The organism is Bradyrhizobium erythrophlei (assembly GCF_900142985.1).
GTDB classification, from domain to species: domain Bacteria; phylum Pseudomonadota; class Alphaproteobacteria; order Rhizobiales; family Xanthobacteraceae; genus Bradyrhizobium; species Bradyrhizobium erythrophlei_B.
In genome coordinates, this window is record NZ_LT670849.1 from 4,765,976 (window position 1) to 4,786,190 (window position 20,215).

The 20,215-nt window shown below is 61.8% G+C and carries 22 protein-coding genes; 9 read left to right on the forward strand and 13 right to left on the reverse strand.

The annotated features are described in order from the left end of the window. Window positions 1-9 precede the first annotated feature (9 nt). Genes BUA38_RS22600 through BUA38_RS22615 form a run of 4 tightly spaced genes read left to right on the forward strand, consistent with a single transcriptional unit; the run spans window position 10 to window position 3,264 of the window. Window positions 10-900 (forward strand): branched-chain amino acid ABC transporter permease, encoded by an 891-nt coding sequence (locus BUA38_RS22600; protein WP_072821338.1) that lies wholly within the window; start codon window positions 10-12, stop codon window positions 898-900. Beyond that, the gene (locus tag BUA38_RS22605) at window positions 897-1,826 is read left to right on the forward strand and encodes a branched-chain amino acid ABC transporter permease (protein ID WP_072821340.1); all 930 of its coding nucleotides are present in this window, start codon (window positions 897-899) and stop codon (window positions 1,824-1,826) included. The genes BUA38_RS22600 and BUA38_RS22605 overlap by 4 nt, the downstream gene beginning before the upstream one ends. Next, window positions 1,823-2,554, forward strand: coding sequence for an ABC transporter ATP-binding protein (locus tag BUA38_RS22610; RefSeq protein ID WP_072821342.1), 732 nt, complete (start codon window positions 1,823-1,825; stop codon window positions 2,552-2,554). The genes BUA38_RS22605 and BUA38_RS22610 overlap by 4 nt, the downstream gene beginning before the upstream one ends. Further along, window positions 2,551-3,264, forward strand: coding sequence for an ABC transporter ATP-binding protein (locus tag BUA38_RS22615; RefSeq protein ID WP_072821344.1), 714 nt, complete (start codon window positions 2,551-2,553; stop codon window positions 3,262-3,264). The genes BUA38_RS22610 and BUA38_RS22615 overlap by 4 nt, the downstream gene beginning before the upstream one ends. A gap of 34 nt (window positions 3,265-3,298) precedes the next feature. On the opposite strand, the gene BUA38_RS22620 is transcribed toward BUA38_RS22615, so the two are convergent. From BUA38_RS22620 to BUA38_RS22630, 3 genes are read right to left on the reverse strand one after another with little or no spacing between them, the layout of a single operon-like run. Then, window positions 3,299-4,057 (reverse strand): ABC transporter permease, encoded by a 759-nt coding sequence (locus BUA38_RS22620; protein ID WP_072821346.1) that lies wholly within the window; start codon window positions 4,055-4,057, stop codon window positions 3,299-3,301. Between the two features lies 1 nt (window position 4,058). Continuing rightward, the gene (locus tag BUA38_RS22625) at window positions 4,059-4,898 is read right to left on the reverse strand and encodes an ABC transporter ATP-binding protein (RefSeq protein WP_244553023.1); all 840 of its coding nucleotides are present in this window, start codon (window positions 4,896-4,898) and stop codon (window positions 4,059-4,061) included. Then, complete coding sequence (locus BUA38_RS22630; RefSeq protein WP_072821348.1) at window positions 4,895-5,881, reverse strand: ABC transporter substrate-binding protein; 987 nt, start codon at window positions 5,879-5,881, stop codon at window positions 4,895-4,897. The genes BUA38_RS22625 and BUA38_RS22630 overlap by 4 nt, the downstream gene beginning before the upstream one ends. Before the next feature lie 341 nt (window positions 5,882-6,222). On the opposite strand from BUA38_RS22630, the gene BUA38_RS22635 reads away from it, so the two are divergent. Next, complete coding sequence (locus tag BUA38_RS22635) at window positions 6,223-7,353, forward strand: FAD-dependent monooxygenase (RefSeq protein ID WP_072821350.1); 1,131 nt, start codon at window positions 6,223-6,225, stop codon at window positions 7,351-7,353. 32 nt (window positions 7,354-7,385) lie between these two features. Beyond that, window positions 7,386-8,318: a polysaccharide deacetylase family protein gene (locus tag BUA38_RS22640; RefSeq protein ID WP_244553024.1), complete on the forward strand. Its 933-nt coding sequence runs from the start codon at window positions 7,386-7,388 to the stop codon at window positions 8,316-8,318. Window positions 8,319-8,323: 5 nt separating this feature from the next. Here the strand turns inward: BUA38_RS22640 and BUA38_RS22645 are convergent, their stop codons facing one another. Beyond that, complete coding sequence (locus tag BUA38_RS22645) at window positions 8,324-9,265, reverse strand: ABC transporter substrate-binding protein (protein WP_083587705.1); 942 nt, start codon at window positions 9,263-9,265, stop codon at window positions 8,324-8,326. After that, the gene (locus tag BUA38_RS22650; protein WP_072821352.1) at window positions 9,223-10,191 is read right to left on the reverse strand and encodes a Bug family tripartite tricarboxylate transporter substrate binding protein; all 969 of its coding nucleotides are present in this window, start codon (window positions 10,189-10,191) and stop codon (window positions 9,223-9,225) included. Before BUA38_RS22650 ends, BUA38_RS22645 begins: the two co-directional genes overlap by 43 nt. Before the next feature lie 95 nt (window positions 10,192-10,286). Between BUA38_RS22650 and BUA38_RS22655 the strand changes: the two genes are divergently transcribed. Then, window positions 10,287-11,252: a Bug family tripartite tricarboxylate transporter substrate binding protein gene (locus BUA38_RS22655; protein WP_072821354.1), complete on the forward strand. Its 966-nt coding sequence runs from the start codon at window positions 10,287-10,289 to the stop codon at window positions 11,250-11,252. A 39-nt stretch (window positions 11,253-11,291) separates the two neighbouring features. On the opposite strand, the gene BUA38_RS22660 is transcribed toward BUA38_RS22655, so the two are convergent. The 6 genes from BUA38_RS22660 to BUA38_RS22685 all read right to left on the reverse strand — a co-directional run bounded on the left by BUA38_RS22660 (window position 11,292) and on the right by BUA38_RS22685 (window position 16,256). Next, entirely contained in the window at window positions 11,292-11,642 is a 351-nt protein-coding gene (locus tag BUA38_RS22660) for a Rieske (2Fe-2S) protein (protein ID WP_244553025.1), read from the reverse strand. Beyond that, window positions 11,635-12,339: an ABC transporter ATP-binding protein gene (locus tag BUA38_RS22665; RefSeq protein WP_072821358.1), complete on the reverse strand. Its 705-nt coding sequence runs from the start codon at window positions 12,337-12,339 to the stop codon at window positions 11,635-11,637. Before BUA38_RS22665 ends, BUA38_RS22660 begins: the two co-directional genes overlap by 8 nt. Next, entirely contained in the window at window positions 12,332-13,114 is a 783-nt protein-coding gene (locus BUA38_RS22670) for an ABC transporter ATP-binding protein (RefSeq protein ID WP_072821360.1), read from the reverse strand. The genes BUA38_RS22665 and BUA38_RS22670 overlap by 8 nt, the downstream gene beginning before the upstream one ends. After that, window positions 13,111-14,157 carry a branched-chain amino acid ABC transporter permease gene (locus tag BUA38_RS22675; protein WP_072821362.1) on the reverse strand — a complete coding sequence of 349 codons (1,047 nt, stop codon included), beginning with the start codon at window positions 14,155-14,157 and terminating at the stop codon, window positions 13,111-13,113. Before BUA38_RS22675 ends, BUA38_RS22670 begins: the two co-directional genes overlap by 4 nt. Then, the gene (locus BUA38_RS22680) at window positions 14,154-15,026 is read right to left on the reverse strand and encodes a branched-chain amino acid ABC transporter permease (protein ID WP_072826336.1); all 873 of its coding nucleotides are present in this window, start codon (window positions 15,024-15,026) and stop codon (window positions 14,154-14,156) included. Before BUA38_RS22680 ends, BUA38_RS22675 begins: the two co-directional genes overlap by 4 nt. Before the next feature lie 75 nt (window positions 15,027-15,101). Continuing rightward, window positions 15,102-16,256: an ABC transporter substrate-binding protein gene (locus tag BUA38_RS22685; RefSeq protein WP_072821365.1), complete on the reverse strand. Its 1,155-nt coding sequence runs from the start codon at window positions 16,254-16,256 to the stop codon at window positions 15,102-15,104. A 326-nt stretch (window positions 16,257-16,582) separates the two neighbouring features. Here BUA38_RS22685 and BUA38_RS22690 point away from each other — a divergent pair, with 326 nt between their 5' ends. Further along, window positions 16,583-17,572, forward strand: a complete 990-nt coding sequence (locus tag BUA38_RS22690) for an ABC transporter substrate-binding protein (protein WP_072821367.1) — start codon at window positions 16,583-16,585, stop codon at window positions 17,570-17,572. A gap of 20 nt (window positions 17,573-17,592) precedes the next feature. Further along, on the forward strand, window positions 17,593-18,606 hold the full coding sequence (locus tag BUA38_RS22695; RefSeq protein ID WP_072821369.1) for a cobalamin-independent methionine synthase II family protein: 1,014 nt from the start codon (window positions 17,593-17,595) through the stop codon (window positions 18,604-18,606). Between the two features lie 11 nt (window positions 18,607-18,617). Here BUA38_RS22695 and eda read toward each other — a convergent pair whose 3' ends face one another. Together eda and BUA38_RS22705 are read right to left on the reverse strand one after the other, a co-directional pair. Beyond that, window positions 18,618-19,286: a bifunctional 4-hydroxy-2-oxoglutarate aldolase/2-dehydro-3-deoxy-phosphogluconate aldolase gene (gene eda, locus BUA38_RS22700; RefSeq protein ID WP_072821371.1), complete on the reverse strand. Its 669-nt coding sequence runs from the start codon at window positions 19,284-19,286 to the stop codon at window positions 18,618-18,620. Then, on the reverse strand, window positions 19,283-20,212 hold the full coding sequence (locus tag BUA38_RS22705; protein ID WP_072821373.1) for a sugar kinase: 930 nt from the start codon (window positions 20,210-20,212) through the stop codon (window positions 19,283-19,285). Before BUA38_RS22705 ends, eda begins: the two co-directional genes overlap by 4 nt. Window positions 20,213-20,215 lie beyond the last annotated feature (3 nt).

Sequence of the window (20,215 nt, forward strand, 5' to 3'; positions counted from 1 at the left end):
GTGCCAAGCATGAGCGTGCTGCTGTCTGGCCAGCTGCTCGCGGCCGCCTTGGCACTCGCCTCTCTCTATGCGCTCGTCGCAATGGGCCTCAACCTTGTCTATGGCACCATGCGCTTGCTCAACATCGCTCACGGCGAATTCGTGATGCTCGGTGGTTATGTCACCTACTGGAGCTTCACGCATCTCGGGATCAGCCCGCTGCTATCGATGCTGATCGCGCCCGCTCTCGGGGCGTGCCTGGGCATGCTCATTTACCTCGTTCTGTTTCGGCGCCTGCTGCGATCGCCGAAGCTTGCCGCGCGCGTCGAGGCGAATTCGCTCCTGATCTTCTTTGGTGTCTCGGTCATTTTTCAAAACGTGATGGCGCTGTTATTTACGTCTACCCAACGGGGTTACGTGTACCTGGATCAGGTGATCAACATCGGCAACGTGGCGATGACGGCCAACCGTCTGATCCTGTTTGGTGTGGCGTCGTCAGCCTGCCTGCTGTGTCTGGCCTTTTTTCGATACACCCGCGCAGGAAGCGCGGTGCGCGCCGTGATCCAGCAGCGCGACGCATCTGCCCTGGTGGGAATTGACATTGATCGGTTGAATATCATGGTGTTCGCCCTTGGCTTTGCGCTGGCGGCGCTAGCCGGCGTGCTGGTGAGCATGGTGCAGGAAATTACACCGTTCATCGGATTTCCGTTCACGATTTCCGCCTTTGTCATCATTACCCTCGGTGGTCTGGGCAATCTGTTCGGTTCGCTATTGGGCGCGCTGCTGCTCGCAGCGGTGGAAGTCTACGGCACGGCCATTATCTCATCGAGCTTTCGGTCGATCCTTGTCTACGGCGTGTTTATCGCGGTCCTTCTCGTCAAGCCGGAGGGGTTGCTTGGCCGTGCGGTCGTAGCCAGATGAAGCGGGCGGAAACGCGTCGGCATCTGCCGTTCATCAGCGGGCTGGTTGCGGCCGTCGCAGCCGGCGCGATGCTCGTGACGTGGGGCGACGAATATGCGGTCGGCGTCGGGCTGACGCTGGTGATGTGGATTGCCCTGGTGCAAAGCTGGGCCGCTTTCTCCGGCCTGTCCGGATATATCTCGCTGGGCCATGCCGTATTTTATGGTGTCGGGGCCTATGTCATGGTCGCCGGTTGGCAAACACTGCCGATATGGCTTTCCGTCGTCGCAGCCGGTCTCGCAGCCGGCGCGGTCGCCTTGCTGCTCGGCTGGCCTTCACTGCGCGTGCGCGGGCCTTACTTCGTGATTCTGACGTTCGGCCTGGCCGAATTCGTCAAATATATCGTCGTCAGCATCGAGGCCGCGCTTGGGCGAAACGGGCGGCTCCTGATCGGCGCGCCAGGCCTGCGCGAACTGTTCGTTGCCATGCTCTTTCTGGCCGTGCTCAGCACGACAGGTCTCTATGCATTACGCCGGTCCAGACTCGGAACCGGACTGATCGCTATTCGCGAAGATGAAATCGCGGCCGAAGCCGTCGGCGTCAATACCGCCAGGACCAAGCTTGTCATCTTTGGCCTGTCGGCCATTGTTCCGGGGATGGTGGGCGCGCTAATGAGCCTTCGCTTCACTTATTTCGAGCCGATGCAATCCTTCAGTCCGGTGACATCCTTCACGATCGTGACGATTGCGGTTCTCGGTGGCAGTGACGACGTTCCCGGCCCGCTGTTGGGTACGGTGTTTCTGGTGGCATTATCGGAATTGCTCTGGGCGAGAGCGCCCGAGCTCTACATGATCATTCTGGGCGTGCTTCTGGTCGGCTTTGTGCTGTTCGCGCCGGAAGGCATCTACGGAAAGCTTCGGTCCTGGGGCAGGGGAGGCGCGCGGTGAGCCTTTTACGCCTTGACGACGTCAGCAAGTCCTACGGCGGCGTTTCCGCAATCCGCAATTTCAGCCTGCACGTCGAGGAGGGCGAGATCGTTGGCCTAATGGGCGCTAACGGTGCGGGGAAAACCACAGCCTTCAGCCTGATCGCGGGTACGCAGCCTGTTACCAACGGCGAAATCTGGTTTGCCGGCGCGCGGATCGATCAGATGTCCGCCTACCAGATCAACCGCCTTGGAATCGCGCGGACGTTCCAGATCGTGCGACCTTTCGTTGGCTTGACTGTACTGGAGAACCTCGTGGTCGCCGCGATGCATGGTCATCAAGCCGAACCCGCGCGCGCCGCTGCCGAGGCGAGGTCTTTCGCCATCTTGCAGGAGCTGGGTCTCGCCCGTCAGGCCGATCATCTGGCTGGAACACTGACCCTCGCCGGACGCAAGCGGCTTGAAATCGCGCGCGCCATAGCCACCGGGCCGCGATTGTTGCTGCTGGATGAGGTGCTGGCGGGCTTGACCGCGACGGAGGTCGCTGCTGCGCTCGACATGATACGGCATGTCCATCAGCGCTACCACCTCACGCTGATCGTCATCGAACACGTGATGCGCGCATTGATGAAATTGTGCAGCCGAATCGTCGTGCTGCATCACGGCGAAAAACTTGCCGAGGGAGCGCCGAACGATATCGTTGTCGACCAGCGCGTGATATCCGCCTATTTCGGAAAGCGCGCATCATGACCGAATTGCTCTCGGTGAGGGATCTCGATGCGGGTTATGGACCGGTTCAGGTTCTCAAACACGTCGGGTTTTCCGTATCGGAACATTCGATCACGGCCGTGATCGGCAGCAACGGCGCGGGTAAGACAACGATGATGCGCACCGTCGCTGGATTACTATCAGCCAGCTCTGGACAGATTTCCTTCGCCGGCAAGGATGTCACGCTGACGCCGACACATTTGCGGGTTGCGGAAGGCATCGTCCTGATTCCGGAGGGGCGCCTCGTCTTCCCGGACTTTACCGTGGAGGAGACATTACGAATTGGCGCCTATTCCTCTCGGGCCCACGCCGGAGCCGATGCCCGCGCCGCCGAAATGTATGAGTTGTTCCCGCGCCTGCGTGAGCGGCGGAATGTCCGGGCGGGCTCTTTGTCTGGCGGCGAACAGCAGATGCTTGCGATTGCGAGAGGGCTCATGGCGGCCCCGAGATTACTGCTGCTGGACGAGCCGAGCCTCGGCCTCGCTCCATCGACCGCACAAATGCTGTTCGAGACCATTGTCGAAGTCCGTCGGCGTGGCATTACGATCTGTCTGGTCGAGCAGGATGTGCATTCGACGCTGGAGATTGCCGACTATGCGTATGTCCTGGAGGACGGGGCTATCGTGGCCGATGGGTTGGCGAACGAAATGCTGGGGTCGGCGCAGGTGAGGGAAAGCTATCTCGGGCTGTGAGCCGCACTGACGGTTGCATGCCCGTTGGATCGGCTCACGGGTGCCAGGTCACGAACTTCTTTTCCAGAAATTCAATCGCATAATAGAGCGCGATACTGATGAAGGTGAGGAGGAGGATCGCCGCAAACGCCAGAGGGGTTTGCGACTGGGCTGTCGACACAAGGATCATGTAGCCCAATCCCTCCTGCGCTGCCACAAACTCGCCGATGACCGCGCCGATCACGGCGAAGGTGATGGCAATCTTGCAGCCGGTGAAGAGATGCGGCATTGCGATCGGGGCGCGCAGGCGGCGAAAGATGGCAAGTTTTGAAGCCCGGAGCGAGTACATCAGATCCATCATCGGCTTTGGAACGGCTTCGAATCCCGCCACGACGTTTACGAGTATCGGGAAGAAGCAGACCAGGACCACGATAACGATCTTGGGCCAGTTTCCGATTCCCAGCCACAGAATGACCAACGGCGCGAGTGCCACCTTCGGAACCGACTGTAGTCCGAGCAGAATGGGATAAAGCAGCCGTCGCGCGGTGCTCGTGAATGCGATGATAACCGCGAGCGGCAGCGACAGGACGAGCGCCAGCACGAACCCGATGATGGTTTCCCGCACCGTGACATAGGTGTTGTAAAGCAGTTCCGGCGCCCATTCCTTCGCCATGGCGAAGATGGCGGTCGGCGCTGGAAGGATCCAGCCCGGAATATGAAAAGCCCGCGTGCCGGCCTCCCACAGGATCGTCAGCACGAGACAGATCAGCGGCGTCGTTGCGCGGGCTGAAATTGCTTTCCAGGACGTATCCAAGTTAATTCCGCTGGCGTGTGAAAAGCAGATCCCGCGCGATCTGATGGATTTCGATGAAGCGGGGGTCCTTCATCGTATGGACGTCGCGCGGTCGCGGCAGATCGACTCTCATGTCCAGCCGGATGCGACCAGGCCGATCCGACATGATGACGATGCGGTCGCCAAGCAGGATAGCTTCCCCCAGATCGTGGGTGATGAGCAGCGCCGTGCGCCCCAGCTCCTGCCACAGCCGCGACAGTTCAAGCGAGAGCTCTTCGCGGGTCAGCGCATCGAGCGCACCGAACGGCTCATCCAGCAGCAGCAGTTGCGGATCGGCCAGAACGGCGCGGCAGAAGGCGGCCCGCTGTTTCATGCCGCCGGACAGCATGTGCGGCTTGTGGCCGGCGAAGTCCTTCAGGCCGGTCAATTCGAGCAACCAGTGCGCGCGCTCCAGCGCAGCGGCTTTCGGTAGCGAGAGAACGTCGGCAGGAAGCATGACGTTTTCAAGCACGCTTGCCCAGGGAAACAGCACGTGATCCTGAAAGACGATGCCGACCTTGCGGGAGGGGCCGTCGAGTTCATCTCCGTATCGCCGCAACCGGCCACCCGTTGGTTTTTCCAGGCCGGCGATCAATCTGAGCAGGGTCGATTTCCCGCAGCCGGAAGGGCCAACGATCGAGACGAAACTTCCGGTCTCGATCGCAAGATCAAGAGGACCCAGCGCCGGTGTGGCCTTCGGGCCGTCGCCGAAAGTCTTGGTAACACCGAAAAGCTCGATGGCTGCGGTTTCGCTGCTCCAAGAGCCGCCCGCGTTCGTCCCGGCCGCGGACGAGACGATTGCGGCCGGATGCTCACCCATCATTCGATGAACCCCGGTGCAAACATGTCTTTCGGATCGACGGGGCGATTGATGGGATATGATTTAGCCACGATGTCGATGGTCTGCTTGAGGTGTTCTTCATCGATCGCGCCGAGCGGACGGTCTGGCAAGACCGCAAGCTCTTTCACAAGTTCAGTTTCGCCCGTTCCAACCTCCGGCGAAATCTCCTTGTGATATCTATTGAGGATCACACCGGCCTCGGAGGGATTGGCGAACGCATCGCGCATCCCCTTGAGTGTCGCACGTACGAAAGCCTTCAGCAGATCGGGATTTTCCTTGATCGTCTGCTCGGTGGCGATGAGTCCGTTGCCGTAATAATCGAGCCCGCCGTCCTTGTAGGCGAGGCGGATGAGTTTACGCGGCCGGACCGACGCATCGATCAGCGGCTCGCCGACCGTGAATTGGCCAATCGCATCCACGCGGCCCGTCGCCAACAGGGACGGCAGCGACGCACTTTCGGCGGAAACCCACTTGACCTTCTTGGGATCGACGCCGGCCGCCTGCGCATAGGCGTTGAAGATCAACGGAATGGCGCTGAACGCGGAGTCCGCAACCGTCTTGCCCTCGAGATCCCTGGGCGTCTTGATGCCGCTGTCGGCGAGGGCAAAGATGGCGTGCGGTGGCTTGGCATAGACCACCGCCAGCAGTTTGACCGGAATGGCATCGTTGCTGCGCGCGAGGACGAGTGCGCCCGCATCGGCAAAGCCGATCATGGCGGCGCCCGAGGCGACCTTCTTGATGGCGTCGATCGAGCCCTGACCGCGCAGTATGGTGACGTTCAATCCCTCGGCCTTGTAGTACCCCTTGTCGAGGGCGACGTAGAAATAGGAATGCCGTCCGTTGTATCCGAAGTCCGTGATGAAGTTTACGTCCGTGGCATGGGCCGCCGCGACGCCGCCAAGAGCAACGCCGCCGAGAGCAAGCCCCAGGACTGCCAAAGCGTAAAGTCGGGCCAGTACGCTCATGACGGAACTCCTGGGTTGAGGCGCAACCTCTATGAGAACCAGCTGCGGCGGCTCGCGTGTGAATTCGCTTTAACTCAAACGAGTTAACGCTAGAAAATTTGCGGGAGGGGGTCAATGCCGTGGCACGTCCAATTTGAATGCAGCCCTGCCAAATTGCGAAGCATGCTGCGCAGTGAAATGATTTAAGCGATGCGGGCCGCACCCGGCGAGCGGTTCAGTCGGTGGACGGCGGCTTGGCTTGACAGCCAGAAAGGCCGTTCATACCCTCGAATCGTTCGACGTCGCATGAAAATGGTCTGGTTCGCGCGTTTTGTTCGCCAGGCTGAGTCAACATTGGTGCAATGAAAAATCAGAAACGCATTGCGGTCGTCGGCGCGGGACTCGGCGGTTTGAGCGCAGCCGGCTTCCTGCAACGAGCCGGTTTTGACGTGACCGTCTATGAGCAGGCGCCATCGTTCTCCCGTATCGGGGCGGGGATTATCCTCAGCGCCAACGTCATGAAAGCGCTTCGCCGGCTGGGCGCTGAAGGCGCATTGGTCGAAGCTGGCATCAAACCGCACAGCTATATCAGTCGCGCCTGGGACAGCGGCGAAAAGATGTACGAGATCATCTTCGATGCTGCGAGCGAAGAACGCTTTGGCGGGCCGTATCTCAACATTCACCGCGGCGATCTGCACGCGGTGCTGGAACACGTCGTCACGCCGGGAACGATCATCTTCAACTCTCGTCTGATCGATCTGAAGGAGACGAGCCATTCGGTTCGCCTGGTTTTCGACAACGGCGTCGAAACCGAGGCCGACATCGTCATTGGCGCCGACGGTATCCGATCCAGGGTTCGTGAATTTCTGCTCGGCAACGAGGCTCCGCGCTTCGTTGGCTCTGTTGCGCACCGCGCGATCTTCGCAACCGAGAGCCTGCGCGGATTCGAGATTCCCGACTGCACCAAGTGGTGGGGCCGGGACCGGCATATTCTCCCCTATTTCATGACAAGCCGGCGTGACGAGATCTATGCCATTGGCGTTGTCCCGCAAGCGACGTGGGACAGCGATGCCGCGTCGCTGCCCTCGTCGCGCGATGAATTCCTGGCGGCGTTTGACGGCTTTCACGACGACTTGCGCCGCGTGCTCGAAGCGGCGGAAGACGTGAGCGTCTGGCCGATCTACGATCGGGAACGCAACGATCGCTGGAGTGGCGGCCGTATCGTGTTGCTCGGCGACGCCTGCCATCCGATGCGTCCCTATATGGCGGCTGGCGGCGCCATGGCGGTCGAGGATGGCGCGATCCTCAGCCGCTGTCTCGCGACATTCGACGAGCCGGCCGAGGCTTTCCGGTGCTATGAGGCAACCCGCATTCCTCGCGTCGCCGATGTTCAGCGCATTTCCATCGAGAACAGCTGGATGCGCGGTCCGACCGACACCGATTGGTTCTATTGCTATGATCCCTGCACCGCGCCGCTGACACCACCGTCATAACACTTAAGGGTCGTTTCGCCAGGAGGCGGCAGATGTTCAAGCCCAAGCCGGATCCCATGATCGCACGTGACCTGGTCGGGTACGGCGAGACGCTGCCCAATCCGGCGTGGCCGGGCGGCGCTGCGATCGCCGTCAACTTCAATCTGAACGTCGAGGGCGGCGGCGAAGCCACGCTCGTGAACGGCGATGACATCTCGGAAGGAATGCTCAATGACATCGGCGTCGGCACACAGGTGGGCGCACGCGTTCCGCTCGTGGAATCGGTTTTCGAGTATGGCAGCCGGCGTGGCGTCTGGCGCGTTCTGGACGTCTTTCGCGAATTCAAGATCAAGACCAGCGTTCTCGGGGTCGCGCGGGCGTTGGAGCAAAACCCGCGGCTGGCGAAGGCGTTTGTCGATCGCGGCCACGAGGTCGTCAGTCACGGATATCGCTGGATCGATTACGGCGCGGTCCCTGAGGACGTTGAGCGATTGCATATCAAGCGGGCGGTCGAGATACTGACGAATTTGACGGGCTGGCGGCCGGTGGGGTGGATGACGGGGCGTCCCGGCCCGAACACGCGCCGTCTTCTCGTCGAGGCCGGCGGTTTCCTGTACGACCGGGATTCGCTTGCGGATGAACTTCCCTACTGGCTTGAAGTCGAGGGCAAGCCGCACCTCGTCATTCCCTATTCCTACGAGGCGAACGACAATCGGTTCAACGAGAACAGCGGGTTTTCGACCGGAGAACAGTTTTTCACCTACATGCGCGACGCCTTTGACGTCCTGCATCGTGAAGGGCGGAACGGATCGCCGAAGCTTCTCTCGATCGGACTGCATGACCGGCTGATTGGCCGGCCCGGGCGCTGCATGGGCCTGATCAAGCTTCTCGACTATATGCGCAGCTTCGACGATGTCTGGTTCTGTACGGGCGCCGATATCGCGCATCACTGGCGCGACAAATTCCCGGCCGACACTGTATCCTGAAGCCGTCAATCCAGACTTGAATCGACGCAGGTTTCGAAAACCGGCGGGCGTCTCAAGGCGCCCCCCGAAAGGAAGCTCAGGCCGAGGCGGTCAAAGCCCTGTCTCGACATGGCGGTGTCGCGCGCCCACAGGCCCGCATCGAGATAGCGCTGTAGCGAACGAGCGAGCAGCTCTTGGGGTACATCGGGAAAAAAGGCAGCGACGGCCTCGGCGAGCTCCGTTCCGTTATGGGCGGTGAGCCATCCTTGCATCTTGGCCAGCGCGCGGGTCACGGCGAGGAGTGCATCACGATGTGCGGCGGCTTTGTTTCGCGTCGTGATGAAGGAAGTATAGACGGTTGGCCCCCGCGAACTGGCTGCATACAGCACCGTGCCGGCTTGTTCTATTTCAGCGCGCGAGACAAACGGCTCGAACGCCTGCATCACGTCGAGCTCGTTTTCGCGGAGCGCCGTGTAGTTATCCGGCATGGTTCGGTCGTGAACTCTCGGGATCATAGCCGGATCGATGGCGGCGTCGCGCAAGTCCTGTTGCAGGCACATCCACGGCGTCGGCACCTCCGAGACAGTCGCAAAACGCAGATGCGCAAGATCGGAAAGCTCAAACCGGTCGACGTTTCCGATCAGGAAGAAGGGATCTCGGGATACGACCTCGCCAAAACATACCAGCGGACTTTGCTCGTCCCGATCATGCGCCGTCATCACGCGCATCGGGCCGCCCCAGGTGAGATCGATCGTACCATTTGTCAGGTGCGCAATGGCGTCGCCCGGGGCGTGGCTGGAGACCAGTTCGACGTCGACGCCTTCCCGCGCGTAGAAGCCAAGCGCGTGAATGGCGTAATACGGCGCATAGAAGAGCGCGCGGAAGTTTTCCATGAGCCTGATCTTCACGTCGATCTCCAGATTTTTTATTCCAGAACCAGGCCGGAGGACTTGATCGGCCCGGCCCATTTGGCGATTTCGCCGGTGACGAACCGGGCAAGATAGGCTGATGATCGCCGGTCGTCACCGACGAGATCGATGCCATTTTCCTGAAAACGCTTCCGCACCGTCGGATCGTTCATGGCCGCGACAGTGGCATCGTGCAGCTTTTGGACGATAGAGGCAGGCGTGTTCCTGGGCAGGAAAAATGCGCTCCAGTTGGAAGCCTCGAAGCCGGTCAATCCCTGCTCATGCGCCGACGCAAGATCTGGCAAGCTCGGCGAACGATCGTGGCTCAATATGGCGATCGGCTTGATGGCGCCGCTTTCAATTTGAGCAAGCGCGGCCGGTGTATCGATGCAGAGATAGTCGACCCGCTGGGCAATCAGGTCCTGCATTGCCAGCGCGCCGCCGCGATACGGCACGTGGGTGACATCGACGCCTACCCGCGCGTTCATCAACGCGCAGCCGAGATGGGTGGCGGAGCCGGCGCCAGCCGACGCAAATCGCATCGTCTTCTGGTTTTCCTTCGCGTACGCCATGAATTCCTGCAGATTGCTGGCAGGCAGGTCCTTCCGCGCCACCATTACCAACGATAGCTCCGCGACCAGCACGACCGGCGCGAAATCAGCCGTCGCGTTATAAAAGGGCGTCTTGTAGAGCGTCTGGCTGACGGCATGCGTGCCGACATTGCCGAGCAAGAATTGATATCCGTCCGGCGCCGCCTTGGCGACGCGGGCCGCGCCGAGCATGCCGCCGGCTCCGCCTACATTCTCGACGATCACCTGCATCTGCAAGGCGTCGCTCAGGGCGGATTGCAAAATGCGGGCGACCGCGTCCATCGGACCGCCGGTTGCGAACGGGACCACCATGGTCAGCGGCCGCCTCGGCCAGGTCTCGGCCTTGGCCGGTACTACGCCGGCCGCAAACAACGCGATCAGAACGAGGCGAAGCATCAGGGCTCCCGAAGCGCAAGCCAGGGCGCTTTTGCGGATTTACTCGACTGGGATATCTTGCCCGGGCCGGATAGACAAATCAGGTGAGGTTGATCATGCGTCTCTGGATGAGGCTCGTTCTTGGAGCCTGGCTTGCGATCATCTCGAATTCCGTGCGAGCCGAGTACCCGGAGAGGTTGATCACCTTGATCGTTGCGGTGCCTGCGGGAGGCGCGGGCGATCTGGTCGCACGGCAGTTTGCGAGCCGGCTTTCCGAAGTGCTGAAGCAAAATGTGGTCGTCGAAAACAGGGGCGGCGCAGCCGGTACGATCGCTACCTCTTTCACGGCGCGGGCGGCGGCGGATGGTTATACGCTGCTGCTCTCGTCGATTGCCACGCACAGCATCGCTCCCGCGGTCTACAAGAACATCACCTACGATCCATCGAAGGATTTCTCGCATATTGGCCTGATCGCGACAGCGCCGGCGATTCTCAGTGTCAATTCCGCACTCCCGATTCACTCGGTCGCTGATCTCGTCAATTATGCCAGAGCCAGGCCGGCCGAGCTGAATTTCGGCTCTTCCGGCACCGGCAGCGGGCCGCAGCTCTGGGGCGAGATGTTCATGGGCGCAGCGGGCGTGAAGCTGACGCACGTGCCGTACAAGGGATCGGCTCCCGCGGTGGTCGATCTGCTGGCCGGCAGGGTGCAAATGATGTTCGACGCGGCGGCGGCTCAAGTGTCGGGGATACAAACCGGGCAGCTGCGTCCGCTGGCTGTGTTGGATAGAGCGCGGTCCAGTTTCTTTCCGGAGGTGCCAACGATGGCCGAGGCCGGCTATCCATCGGTCACAGGTAATTTGTGGTACGGCCTTTCCGGTCCGGCGAAGTTGCCGCCGGACATCGTGGCCCGGCTTCAGGGTGCTTTACAAAAAATCGCGGCGATGCCGGATTTCCAGGAAGCGTTGAAACAGGTCGGCTTCCTTTCCACGCCGACCTCTCCGCAAGCCTATTCCCAGTTCATTCTGGATGAGAACGACAAATACCGGAAGATTGCGCGAGCGGCCGACGTCACGGTCGAATGATCTCGCTGGCAGGACGCGCAACGAAACCCACCGGGAAGTTCAGGCCGAAGCGTCGAGTTGTACCCACACATATCCTTGTTCGACGCGGACAGGGTAGATGCGCAGCCGCCGGCTCGCCCAACCTTCCGAAATGCTGCCATCGTCGAGACCGAACGAGGCGGCATGATGCGGACACACCAGCCGCCCCTGTGATAGGTGCCCGAGGCTGAGATCGGCCTGTTCGTGCGGGCAGGCGCGCTCGCAGGCGACCGCGCGGCCGTCGTTCCAGATCAGGATCAAATCGGTGCCCGCGACCCGCGTGCAGATCATGCCTTGATTGATCAGGCGTTCGAGCGCGCAGGCAAGGGTCCATCCTGAGGGGGGCGACGACTTGTCGCTTGCCTCACCCACCGAGATAGGCCTTGCGCACGTGTTCATTCGCGATCAGTTCAGTGCCGGGGCCGGATAGCACGATCCGGCCGCCCTCGAGCAGATAGGCGTGGTCGCACATGCCAAGTGCTGCGAATGCATTCTGCTCGACCAGTAACACGGTGGTTCCCGCCGCCTGGATGCGGCGGATGATGGCAAACGTTTGCTCGACGATGTTGGGCGCCAGCCCCAGCGAAGGTTCGTCGAACATGATCAGGCGCGGCCGCGACATCATTGCGCGGCCGATCGCAAGCATCTGTTGCTCGCCGCCCGACAGGGTGCCGGCAGCTTGCTGCCGCCGTTCGGCCAGACGCGGGAAATCAACATAGATCCGGTCGCGATCGCCGGCGACTTCCGACGCGTCGCTTCGAAGATACGCGCCCATGTTGAGGTTTTCCTCGACCGTCATGTGCGGGAAGACACGGCGGCCCTCCGGACAATGCGCGATGCCGGAAGCGAGAACCCGCGGCGGCTTGGCGCCGGTCATGTCCTTGCCCTCGAACACCAGCGAGCCGGAGCTCGGCGGCACAAGCCCCGAGATCGCGCGCAGCGTTGTGCTTTTTCCGGCGCCGTTCGCGCCGATCAGCGCCACCAGTTGCCCGGTCTTCACTTGCAGTGAAATGCCCTTGAGCGCGGCAACGCCGCCATAGCCGCAGACCATGTCGTTGATCTCAAGCATGCACCGCCGCCTTTCCGAGATAGGCTTCGATGACGGCGGGATCGTTCCGGATCGTATCCGGCGGACCTTCGGCGATGATGCGTCCGTAGTTGAGGACCACGATGCGGTCGGAGACGCTCATCACCATCGGCATGTCGTGTTCGACCAGCAGGATCGTGACGCCGCGGCTGCGAATGTTGCGGATCAGCTCGACGAAGGTGTGCGTCTCCGAAGCGTTCATGCCGGAGACCGGCTCGTCCAGCAGCAACATCGAGGGACCAGCCGCCAGCGCCAGTGCCACGCCGACCAGCCGCTGCTCGCCATAGGATAGCGAGCCTGCGAGGTCGTGGATGCGCCGGCCGAGACCAACCCATTCGGCGAGTTCGTGGGCCCGTTCGCGCACTTTTCGCTCAGTCAGTCGCGCCCGCGGCAGGCCGAGGAGCGCCTCCGGCAGATGAACGCGGCTTTGCCGGTGTAGCCCGATCAGGAGATTGTCGTAGATGGTGTCGTTGGGAAAGACGCTGGTGCGCTGGAACGTGCGTACCAGGCCAATATCGGCGATCTGGTGCGGCTTCAATCCGTCGAGCGGCGTGCCGCGGTAGCTGACGCTGCCATGCGTCGGCGCGAGAAAGCCGGTGACGATATTGAAAGCGGTGGTCTTGCCGGCGCCATTTGGCCCAATGAGGCTGACGATCTCGCCTTCGTCGACGGTAAAGTTCAGGTCTGACAAGGCGACGAGGCCGCCGAAGTGAATTGCGACGTGCTCGACCTTCAAGGCGGGTACGGCCGTCGTCATGCCGGCTCCTTCGCATCATTCTTGGCGAAGGCCATTCCATCCGGCGCGGGAGCTTGCCCGCGCTGTTTCGATAGCAGCCGCGAAAACGAAGGCACGATGCCGCGCGGCAGAAGAAACAGAATGACAATCAGAACGCCGCCATAGGCGATCCATTGCGCTTCGGGCGCCATGATCGGCCTTAAGAACACCGGCATCAGGCCGAAGATCAGCCCGCCGACGATCGGGCCGGCGAGCGATCCTTTGCCGCCGGAGATCACCATGATCACCATGGTGACGGTGTTGATGAAGGCGAAGATGTCGGGATCGATGATACGGATATAGTGCGCGTAAAGGCTGCCGGCGGCGCCCGCGATCGCGGCCGAAATCACCGCGGCGAGCGTCAGCGTCCGGGTGACGTCGATGCCGACGGAGACCGCGAGCGTTTCGTTTTCCATCAGGCCACGCATGGCGCGGCCGAAATGCGAGCGGACGAGGCGCGCGATCAGGACATGGGCGATTACGGCCACCGCCAGCACCAGATAGTAGTTGTGAAACTTGGTCCGCATCACCAGCTCGTCGAAGCCGGGCAGCGGAATCGCGATGGAGGGAATGTTGTTCAGCGCCAGCGGGCCTTGCGTGAGTTCGACCCAGTTGAGCGCCACCAGACGCACGACTTCGGCAAAGGAAATGGTCACGATGACGAAATAGGCGCCGCGCACGCGAAACGACAGGCGTCCGACCAGGTAGCCGCAGAGGCCCGCCACCACGATCGCCAAAAAGAATCCCGCAATCGGCGGCCAGGGTTCGTGCACGATATGAAAGTCGCCGAACACACCGATATCGAAGCCGAGCGACGTGAGGGCGCTGGTATAGGCGCCGATACCGAAGAAGGCGACATGGCCCAGGCTCAACTGGCCGGTGAAGCCGAGCAAGAGATTGAGGCTCATCGCGCCGATGATGAAAATCCCGGTCGTGATCAGCGCATTCATCAGATAGGGATCGCGCAGCCACAACGGCACCGAGGCAAGGGCTGCGATCGAAACAAGCGTTGCGATCAGCTTCATCCGACGCGCTCCGAACGCGCGAACAGTCCGGTGGGTCTGGCGATCAGCACCGCGATGATGATCAGAAAGCCCATGGCATCGCGGTAACCCGACGAGACATAGCCCGCGCCGAGCTCTTCGGCGAGCGCCAGGATGAAGCCGCCGATCACCGCGCCCGTGATGTTGCCCAACCCGCCGAGGATCACGATCGCAAAGGCTTTGACGGCGGCGAGGTCGCCCATTTGCGGAAAGATCACATAGACCGGGCCGAGCAGGGCGCCGGCGGCCGCAGCCAGACTCGATCCGATCGCAAAGGTGGACGTATATATAAGGTCAACATTGACGCCCATCAGCGATGCGGTGTCGTGATCCTGGAACGTCGCACGCATCGCGCAGCCGAGCTTGGTGCGGTTGATCAGGAGATACGTGGCGACGATCAGGAGCGCCGCGGCCGCCAGCACGAACAATCGCAGCCACGACACCGAAACCGGCCCGATGACCAACGGCGCTTCCGGAAATGGCGTCGCGACGGATTTGGCGACGCCGCCCCAGATCCAGAGCGCGCCGGATTGCATGGCGATCCAGGCGCCGATCATCACCAGCATGGTGGTATCAATGTCGGAGCCGCGCAGCGGCCGCAGCAAGGTCAATTCGATGATGGCACCGAGCGCCCAGCCTGCAACGACGGCGACCGGCAAAGCGAGGAAGAAGTTCATCCCCAACTGCTGCACCACGATGAACATCATGTAGGCGCCGAACGTGTACAGCACGCCGTGGGTGAAGTTCACGACGTTCATGATGCCGAAGATCAATGTGAGCCCGATCCCAAGCAGCGCGTAGGTGCCGCCGAGGACCAGCATATTGACCAGATGTTGCAGAAACTCGCTCAACGCCAATCCGAGGGCTCAAGAAAAGCAAAGGGCGAGGGCGGTTTACCCGCGCCTCGCCCCGTTATTACACCAGTATTACAGCGACTTCATACCGACTTTGCCGTCGCTGATCTCGATCAGATAGACGTTCGGCTGGCTCTGGCCGCTTTCCTTGCCTTCCGGACCGGACTTCTTGAACACGATGTCGCCGTTGAGGCCCTTGACGTCGATCGCCCACAGCGCGGTCTTGATCGCTGCGGCTTCGGGCTTGCCGGCCTTCTCGATCGCGGCCGCCGCGGTGCGGATGCCGTCATAGCCGCGGAAGCTCTCGGTGCATCCGGCAAAATCGAAGCCGCGCTTCTTCCACTCGGCGATGAAATATTCGGTCGCCTTCGGGTTCGGCGTCTTCTCCGGGAACCAGGGCAGGAAGGTCGTCAGGTGCATGGTGCCATTGGCCGCAGCGCCAGCCTGGGCGATGATCTGGTCCGGATTCTGCGAGCCACCGGTGGTGATGATCTTCTTCTTCAGGCCCAGCGCGGCTGCCTGCTTGAAGATCAGCGTGAGCTGATCGACCGCCGTGGTGACGATCAGCGTTTCGGAATCGGAGCCTTTGATCTTGGACAACTGCGCGCTCATGTCCTGCGCGCCCTGGTCCATGGTTTCGACCAGGCCGACATTGATGCCCTTTTCCTTGAACATCCTGCTGAAGTCCTCGGCGGTGCCGCGGCCCCAGTCATTGTTGATGACCAGAAAGTCGGCCTTCTTCAGTTCGAGCTTGTCGACGATCTGCCTGAACGCAGCCGCTTCGACCGGCGCCGGCGGCGCGATGCGGAAGATGTAGGGATTGCCGCTGGTGGTGATCTTGCTCGACGAGGACGTCTCGACCACCATCGGCGTCTCGTATTCCATCAGTTTCGGCATCACCGCGAGCGTGAGGCTGGAGCCCCAGGCGCCCATCATCACCGGCACCTTGTCGCGGGTGATCAGCTTTTCGGCAACGGCGGCGGCTTCGGTCGGATTGCTTTTGTTGTCCTCGATCACGAGCTCGATCTGCTTGCCGAGGATGCCGCCCTTGGCGTTGATCTCTTCGGCTGCGATCTTGGCGCCGTTGACGACGTAGGTGCCGGAGGCGGCGAAGGCGCCGGTCAGCGGCTCATTCACGCCGATCTTGATGGTTTCGGCATATGCCGTGCTGCTTAGGAGGCCAATTGCCAGTGCAGCGGTCGAAAGGTGTCGGATCGTTGATATCATGGTGGGCTCCCCGCTCTCTTTGTTGGTTTTCAAAATCCAGATATTGCACCCGACATGCGAATTCCGGTCAGTCTATCCCTTCCTCCAGCCGGTGGCGCGCCAATCAGCGTGACATACGCGCGCACCGCGCCGGCAAATTGTGTCCTGGCCCTTTGAATGCGAAGCATACTTCGCAGTTTGGAGAGTGCAAGGTTCATGCCGCAATATGAGGCAGCGGTATTGCCGGAACCGGCATTTGCGCTGGGATTTCAAGGGTGGCCGGCCTTGCCACGTCCCGGCCATGGCGTCAGTATGAACAAAAATACGCCAGCCGCGGGGGGAGAGAAATGTTGCTCAAGCGATGCGTGATTTTCGCTGCCGCTCTGATATGGGCGATGCCTTCAGGGCACGTGCAGGCGGCGGACAAAGCGACACTCCTGCTCAACTGGTATCTCTATGCGGAGCATGCCCCGTTCTTTCTGGGCAAGGAGCGCGGCTATTTCGACAAGGAAGGCATTGACCTCGATATCCAGGAGGGGCGGGGCTCCGTTCCCACGGTTCAGGCGGTTGCGGCGGGCACGGCCACTTTTGGTTACGCCGATATGGCCTCGATCCTGAGGGCCGCCGACAAGGGCGCGCCGGTCGAGGTCGTCGGCGTGCTGCTGCAAAGAAGCCCGATGGCCTTCATTTCGCTGAGCGAGAAAAATATCCGAGCGCCGCAGGACCTTCGCGGCAAGTCGCTGGCGCTGACACCCGGCGATTCCCTGTCGCAGCTTCTGCCGCTGGTGCTCGGCAAGGTTGGCATGAAGGAAAGCGATCTCACGGTGATTGCAGGCGACAATCGCGCCAAGCTGAACGCGGTGATCAACGCCCAGGCCGATGCCATGCTCGGCTATTCCATGGACCAGAACCTCAAGATTGCCGCCGCCACGCAAAAGCCGGTCACGGTGCTGCCGTTTGCCGATTACGGCGTCAACCTTGCCAGTTCGTCGATCGTGGTCGGGCGGGATACCGCGGGCAAACAGGGCGATCTGGTCAGCCGGTTTATGCGGGCCGCGACGCTTGCGGTCGCGGACGCCGAAAAAGATCCCGCGGCGGCGATCGATGCGATGCTGAAAGCGAGCCCGAAAGCTGGCGCGCGCGACGACCTGATCGAGGGATTGAAGCTGACCATTCCGCTCTATCACACCGGTGAAACCAGGGGACAGCCGCCGTTTCGCGCCAGCGCGAGCGAGGTCAAGGCCTCGGTCAATTTGCTCGCCGAGTCCGGAACCATCAGCCAGGCGTCCGCGGGGCGCATCGACGACTTCATCTCGTTCAAGTTTCTGCCGAACTAAAAGCGTTGGAGAGCAAGCGAATGCCGAATGCCGCAAGAATAAAAACCACGACGGTCGGCTCTTATCCTATTCCCGACTGGCTGGTCGCGCTTCCGTCCGAACAAGCGCTGCTCGACGCCACGCGCGTGGTCATCTCGACGCAGGAAGAAGCCGGGATCGACGTCGTGTGCGACGGCGAGCTCTACCGGTTCGACATCAACCATCCCGAGACCAACGGCATGATCGAATATTTCGTCAAGCCGATGTCGGGCGTCAGCCAGGGCATCGAATTTGCCGAGTTGATGAAATTTCGCCAGCTGCCGGGCATGAAATTTCGCACGCGGCCGCCGGGCATGGTGACGGGTGCGCTCGGCAGCGGCGCGCTTGATTTGCCGATCGCCTGCGAGCGGGCGAAGGCGATGGCGAGGCATCCCTTCAAGTTCACGCTCACCGGTCCGCACATGCTGGCGAAGACCCTGATCAACCGCCATTACAAGGATCGCCGCGAGCTGGCGCTCGCCATTGCCGGCGTGCTGGCCGAACAGGTCTCGCATATCGACGCCGAAATCGTTCAGCTCGATGAAGCCAATCTGCCGGGCCATCCCGAGGAGTGGTCGTGGGCGGCTGAAGCCATCAACGTCGTGCTCGACGCGGTCAAGACCAAAGCCGCCGTTCATCTCTGCTTCGGCAATTACGGCGGCCAGTCGATCCAGAAAGGAAGCTGGAAGAACCTGATCGATTATCTGAACGCGCTGCATGTCGATCACATCATCATGGAATGCGCGCACCGTCCGCCCGAGGAACTGGCGATCTTCAGGGAGTTGCGGCCGGAGATCGGCTTTGGCCTTGGCGTGATCGACGTCAAGGCGACGGAAATCGAACAGCCGGAGGCGGTCGCCCGCGCCATCGAGCGCGCGGAAAAGACGCTCGGACCTGATCGGGTGAAATATGTTCACCCCGATTGCGGCTTCTGGATGCTGAAGCGCACGATTGCCGACGGCAAGATGCGCGCGCTGGTGCGCGGCCGCGATCTGTATGAAGGGCGCTCGGGCTGAGAGGCTGGGCGCTACTTCGCGCGTGAAGGCCGCAAGCCGGCGGCGGCGCGGGCGCGCTGCTCGATCTTGTCCCATGCGCCAGCACTGATATCGGAGGCCGGCGCGATCCAGGAGCCGCCGACGGCCGCGACCTTGGGATGCGCGAGCCATTCGCGCGCATTCGCTTCAGTGATGCCGCCGGTCGGACAATAGCGGACTTGTGGAAACGGCCCGCCGAGCGCGTTCAACGCCGCCAAGCCTCCGGCCGGGATCGCTGGAAAGAATTTCACGATCTCAAAGCCGTTGACGACGCAAGCGATCAAATCTGACGCCGTCTGGATGCCGGGCCCGAACGGCAGGTCGCTTTGGCTCGCGGCGGCGAGCAGATCGGGCGTCACGCCGGGGCTGACGGCAAAGGTGGCGCCGAGTTTTTGCGCGCGCTCGAGATCCTGCGGCGTCAGCACGGTGCCGATGCCGACTATCGCCTCCGGCACCTCGTTGATGATCGCCCATGCTGCTTCCAGCGCTGCGTCCGTGCGCAACGTGATCTCGATCGCGCGCAGTCCGCCGACGACCAGCGCGCGGGCGAGCGGCAGTGCGTGCGAGGCATCCGTGATCGTGATCACGGGAATGACCGGCGCCAGCGCGAAAATCTCTGTCAGACGCGCGTGACCCTTGGTCAGGCCGTTGGACTTGCTCATCCGATCTCTCCGCGTGTCAGGACATTTTTCGGCATGCGCTCGCGTTCGATCACCGCGCCCGGCGACAGGATCACCGCAGCCGCCAGGCGATGGCCGGCCAATGCGGCTTCGCGCGGCGAAGCGCCGGTGATGCGCGCGGCGAGGTAAGCGGCGTTGAAGGAGTCTCCGGCGGCGGTGGTGTCGACAGGCTGCACCACATGCGGCGGCGGCGCCTCGATGCAATCGCTGCCCGTGGCGATGACGCAACCATGCGCGCCGCGCTTGACGACGATCTCGCTGATCCCGGCGGCGCGAAGGCGGTCGACGCACTGCTGCAAATTGTCGTCGCCGAACAATGCCTGCTCGTCCTCGAAGGTCGGCATCGCCAAATCGATCAGCGGCAGCATCTCTTCAAAGGCGCGGCGGGCGGTGGCCTTGTCGATCCAGCCATGCGGACGATAGTTGCCGTCGAAAGCGATCTTGCCGCCGTTTCGTCTGGTATTGGCGAGCAGCTCACGCAGGCGCGCCCGTCCGCTGTCGCCATAAAGCGACAGGCTGATGCCGGATAGATAAAGCCAGTCGAACCGCGCCAGGCGATCAAGCAGGGCGCTATCTGCGCGGTCGAACAATTCGCGGGCCGGCGCACGATCGCGCCAATAGAGAAAGGTGCGCTCGCCGCGCGCATCGCGCTCGATCATGTAGAGGCCGGGCAGGCGGCCGGCGACGCGCGTCACCAGATCGGTCTTGATGCCCTCGCTTTGCCAGCTCGTCAGCATGGCCTCGCTCAGCGCATCGTCACCGAGCGCGGTGACGTAGGAAGCGTCGACGCCAAGCCGTGACAGGTATAGCGCGGTATTGAGGGTGTCGCCGCCAAAGCCGCGCCGGAACGCGCCGTCCGGCGTTTGCGAGAATTCGATCATGCATTCGCCGATGGCGGCAACCTTCATGGC

Coding starts and splice junctions, on each gene's coding strand:
- BUA38_RS22675 (WP_072821362.1), bottom strand. CDS start 14,157: ATGAAGCTGATCGCAACGCTTGTTTCGATCGCAGCCCTTGCCTCGGTG.
- BUA38_RS22685 (WP_072821365.1), bottom strand. CDS start 16,256: ATGATATCAACGATCCGACACCTTTCGACCGCTGCACTGGCAATTGGC.
- BUA38_RS22640 (WP_244553024.1), top strand. CDS start 7,386: ATGTTCAAGCCCAAGCCGGATCCCATGATCGCACGTGACCTGGTCGGG.
- BUA38_RS22645 (WP_083587705.1), bottom strand. CDS start 9,265: ATGGGCCGGGCCGATCAAGTCCTCCGGCCTGGTTCTGGAATAAAAAAT.
- BUA38_RS22635 (WP_072821350.1), top strand. CDS start 6,223: ATGAAAAATCAGAAACGCATTGCGGTCGTCGGCGCGGGACTCGGCGGT.
- BUA38_RS22625 (WP_244553023.1), bottom strand. CDS start 4,898: ATGATGGGTGAGCATCCGGCCGCAATCGTCTCGTCCGCGGCCGGGACG.
- BUA38_RS22600 (WP_072821338.1), top strand. CDS start 10: ATGAGCGTGCTGCTGTCTGGCCAGCTGCTCGCGGCCGCCTTGGCACTC.
- BUA38_RS22695 (WP_072821369.1), top strand. CDS start 17,593: ATGCCGAATGCCGCAAGAATAAAAACCACGACGGTCGGCTCTTATCCT.
- BUA38_RS22665 (WP_072821358.1), bottom strand. CDS start 12,339: ATGCTTGAGATCAACGACATGGTCTGCGGCTATGGCGGCGTTGCCGCG.
- BUA38_RS22705 (WP_072821373.1), bottom strand. CDS start 20,212: ATGAAGGTTGCCGCCATCGGCGAATGCATGATCGAATTCTCGCAAACG.
- BUA38_RS22655 (WP_072821354.1), top strand. CDS start 10,287: ATGCGTCTCTGGATGAGGCTCGTTCTTGGAGCCTGGCTTGCGATCATC.
- BUA38_RS22615 (WP_072821344.1), top strand. CDS start 2,551: ATGACCGAATTGCTCTCGGTGAGGGATCTCGATGCGGGTTATGGACCG.
- BUA38_RS22605 (WP_072821340.1), top strand. CDS start 897: ATGAAGCGGGCGGAAACGCGTCGGCATCTGCCGTTCATCAGCGGGCTG.
- BUA38_RS22650 (WP_072821352.1), bottom strand. CDS start 10,191: ATGCTTCGCCTCGTTCTGATCGCGTTGTTTGCGGCCGGCGTAGTACCG.
- eda (WP_072821371.1), bottom strand. CDS start 19,286: ATGAGCAAGTCCAACGGCCTGACCAAGGGTCACGCGCGTCTGACAGAG.
- BUA38_RS22630 (WP_072821348.1), bottom strand. CDS start 5,881: ATGAGCGTACTGGCCCGACTTTACGCTTTGGCAGTCCTGGGGCTTGCT.
- BUA38_RS22670 (WP_072821360.1), bottom strand. CDS start 13,114: ATGACGACGGCCGTACCCGCCTTGAAGGTCGAGCACGTCGCAATTCAC.
- BUA38_RS22690 (WP_072821367.1), top strand. CDS start 16,583: ATGTTGCTCAAGCGATGCGTGATTTTCGCTGCCGCTCTGATATGGGCG.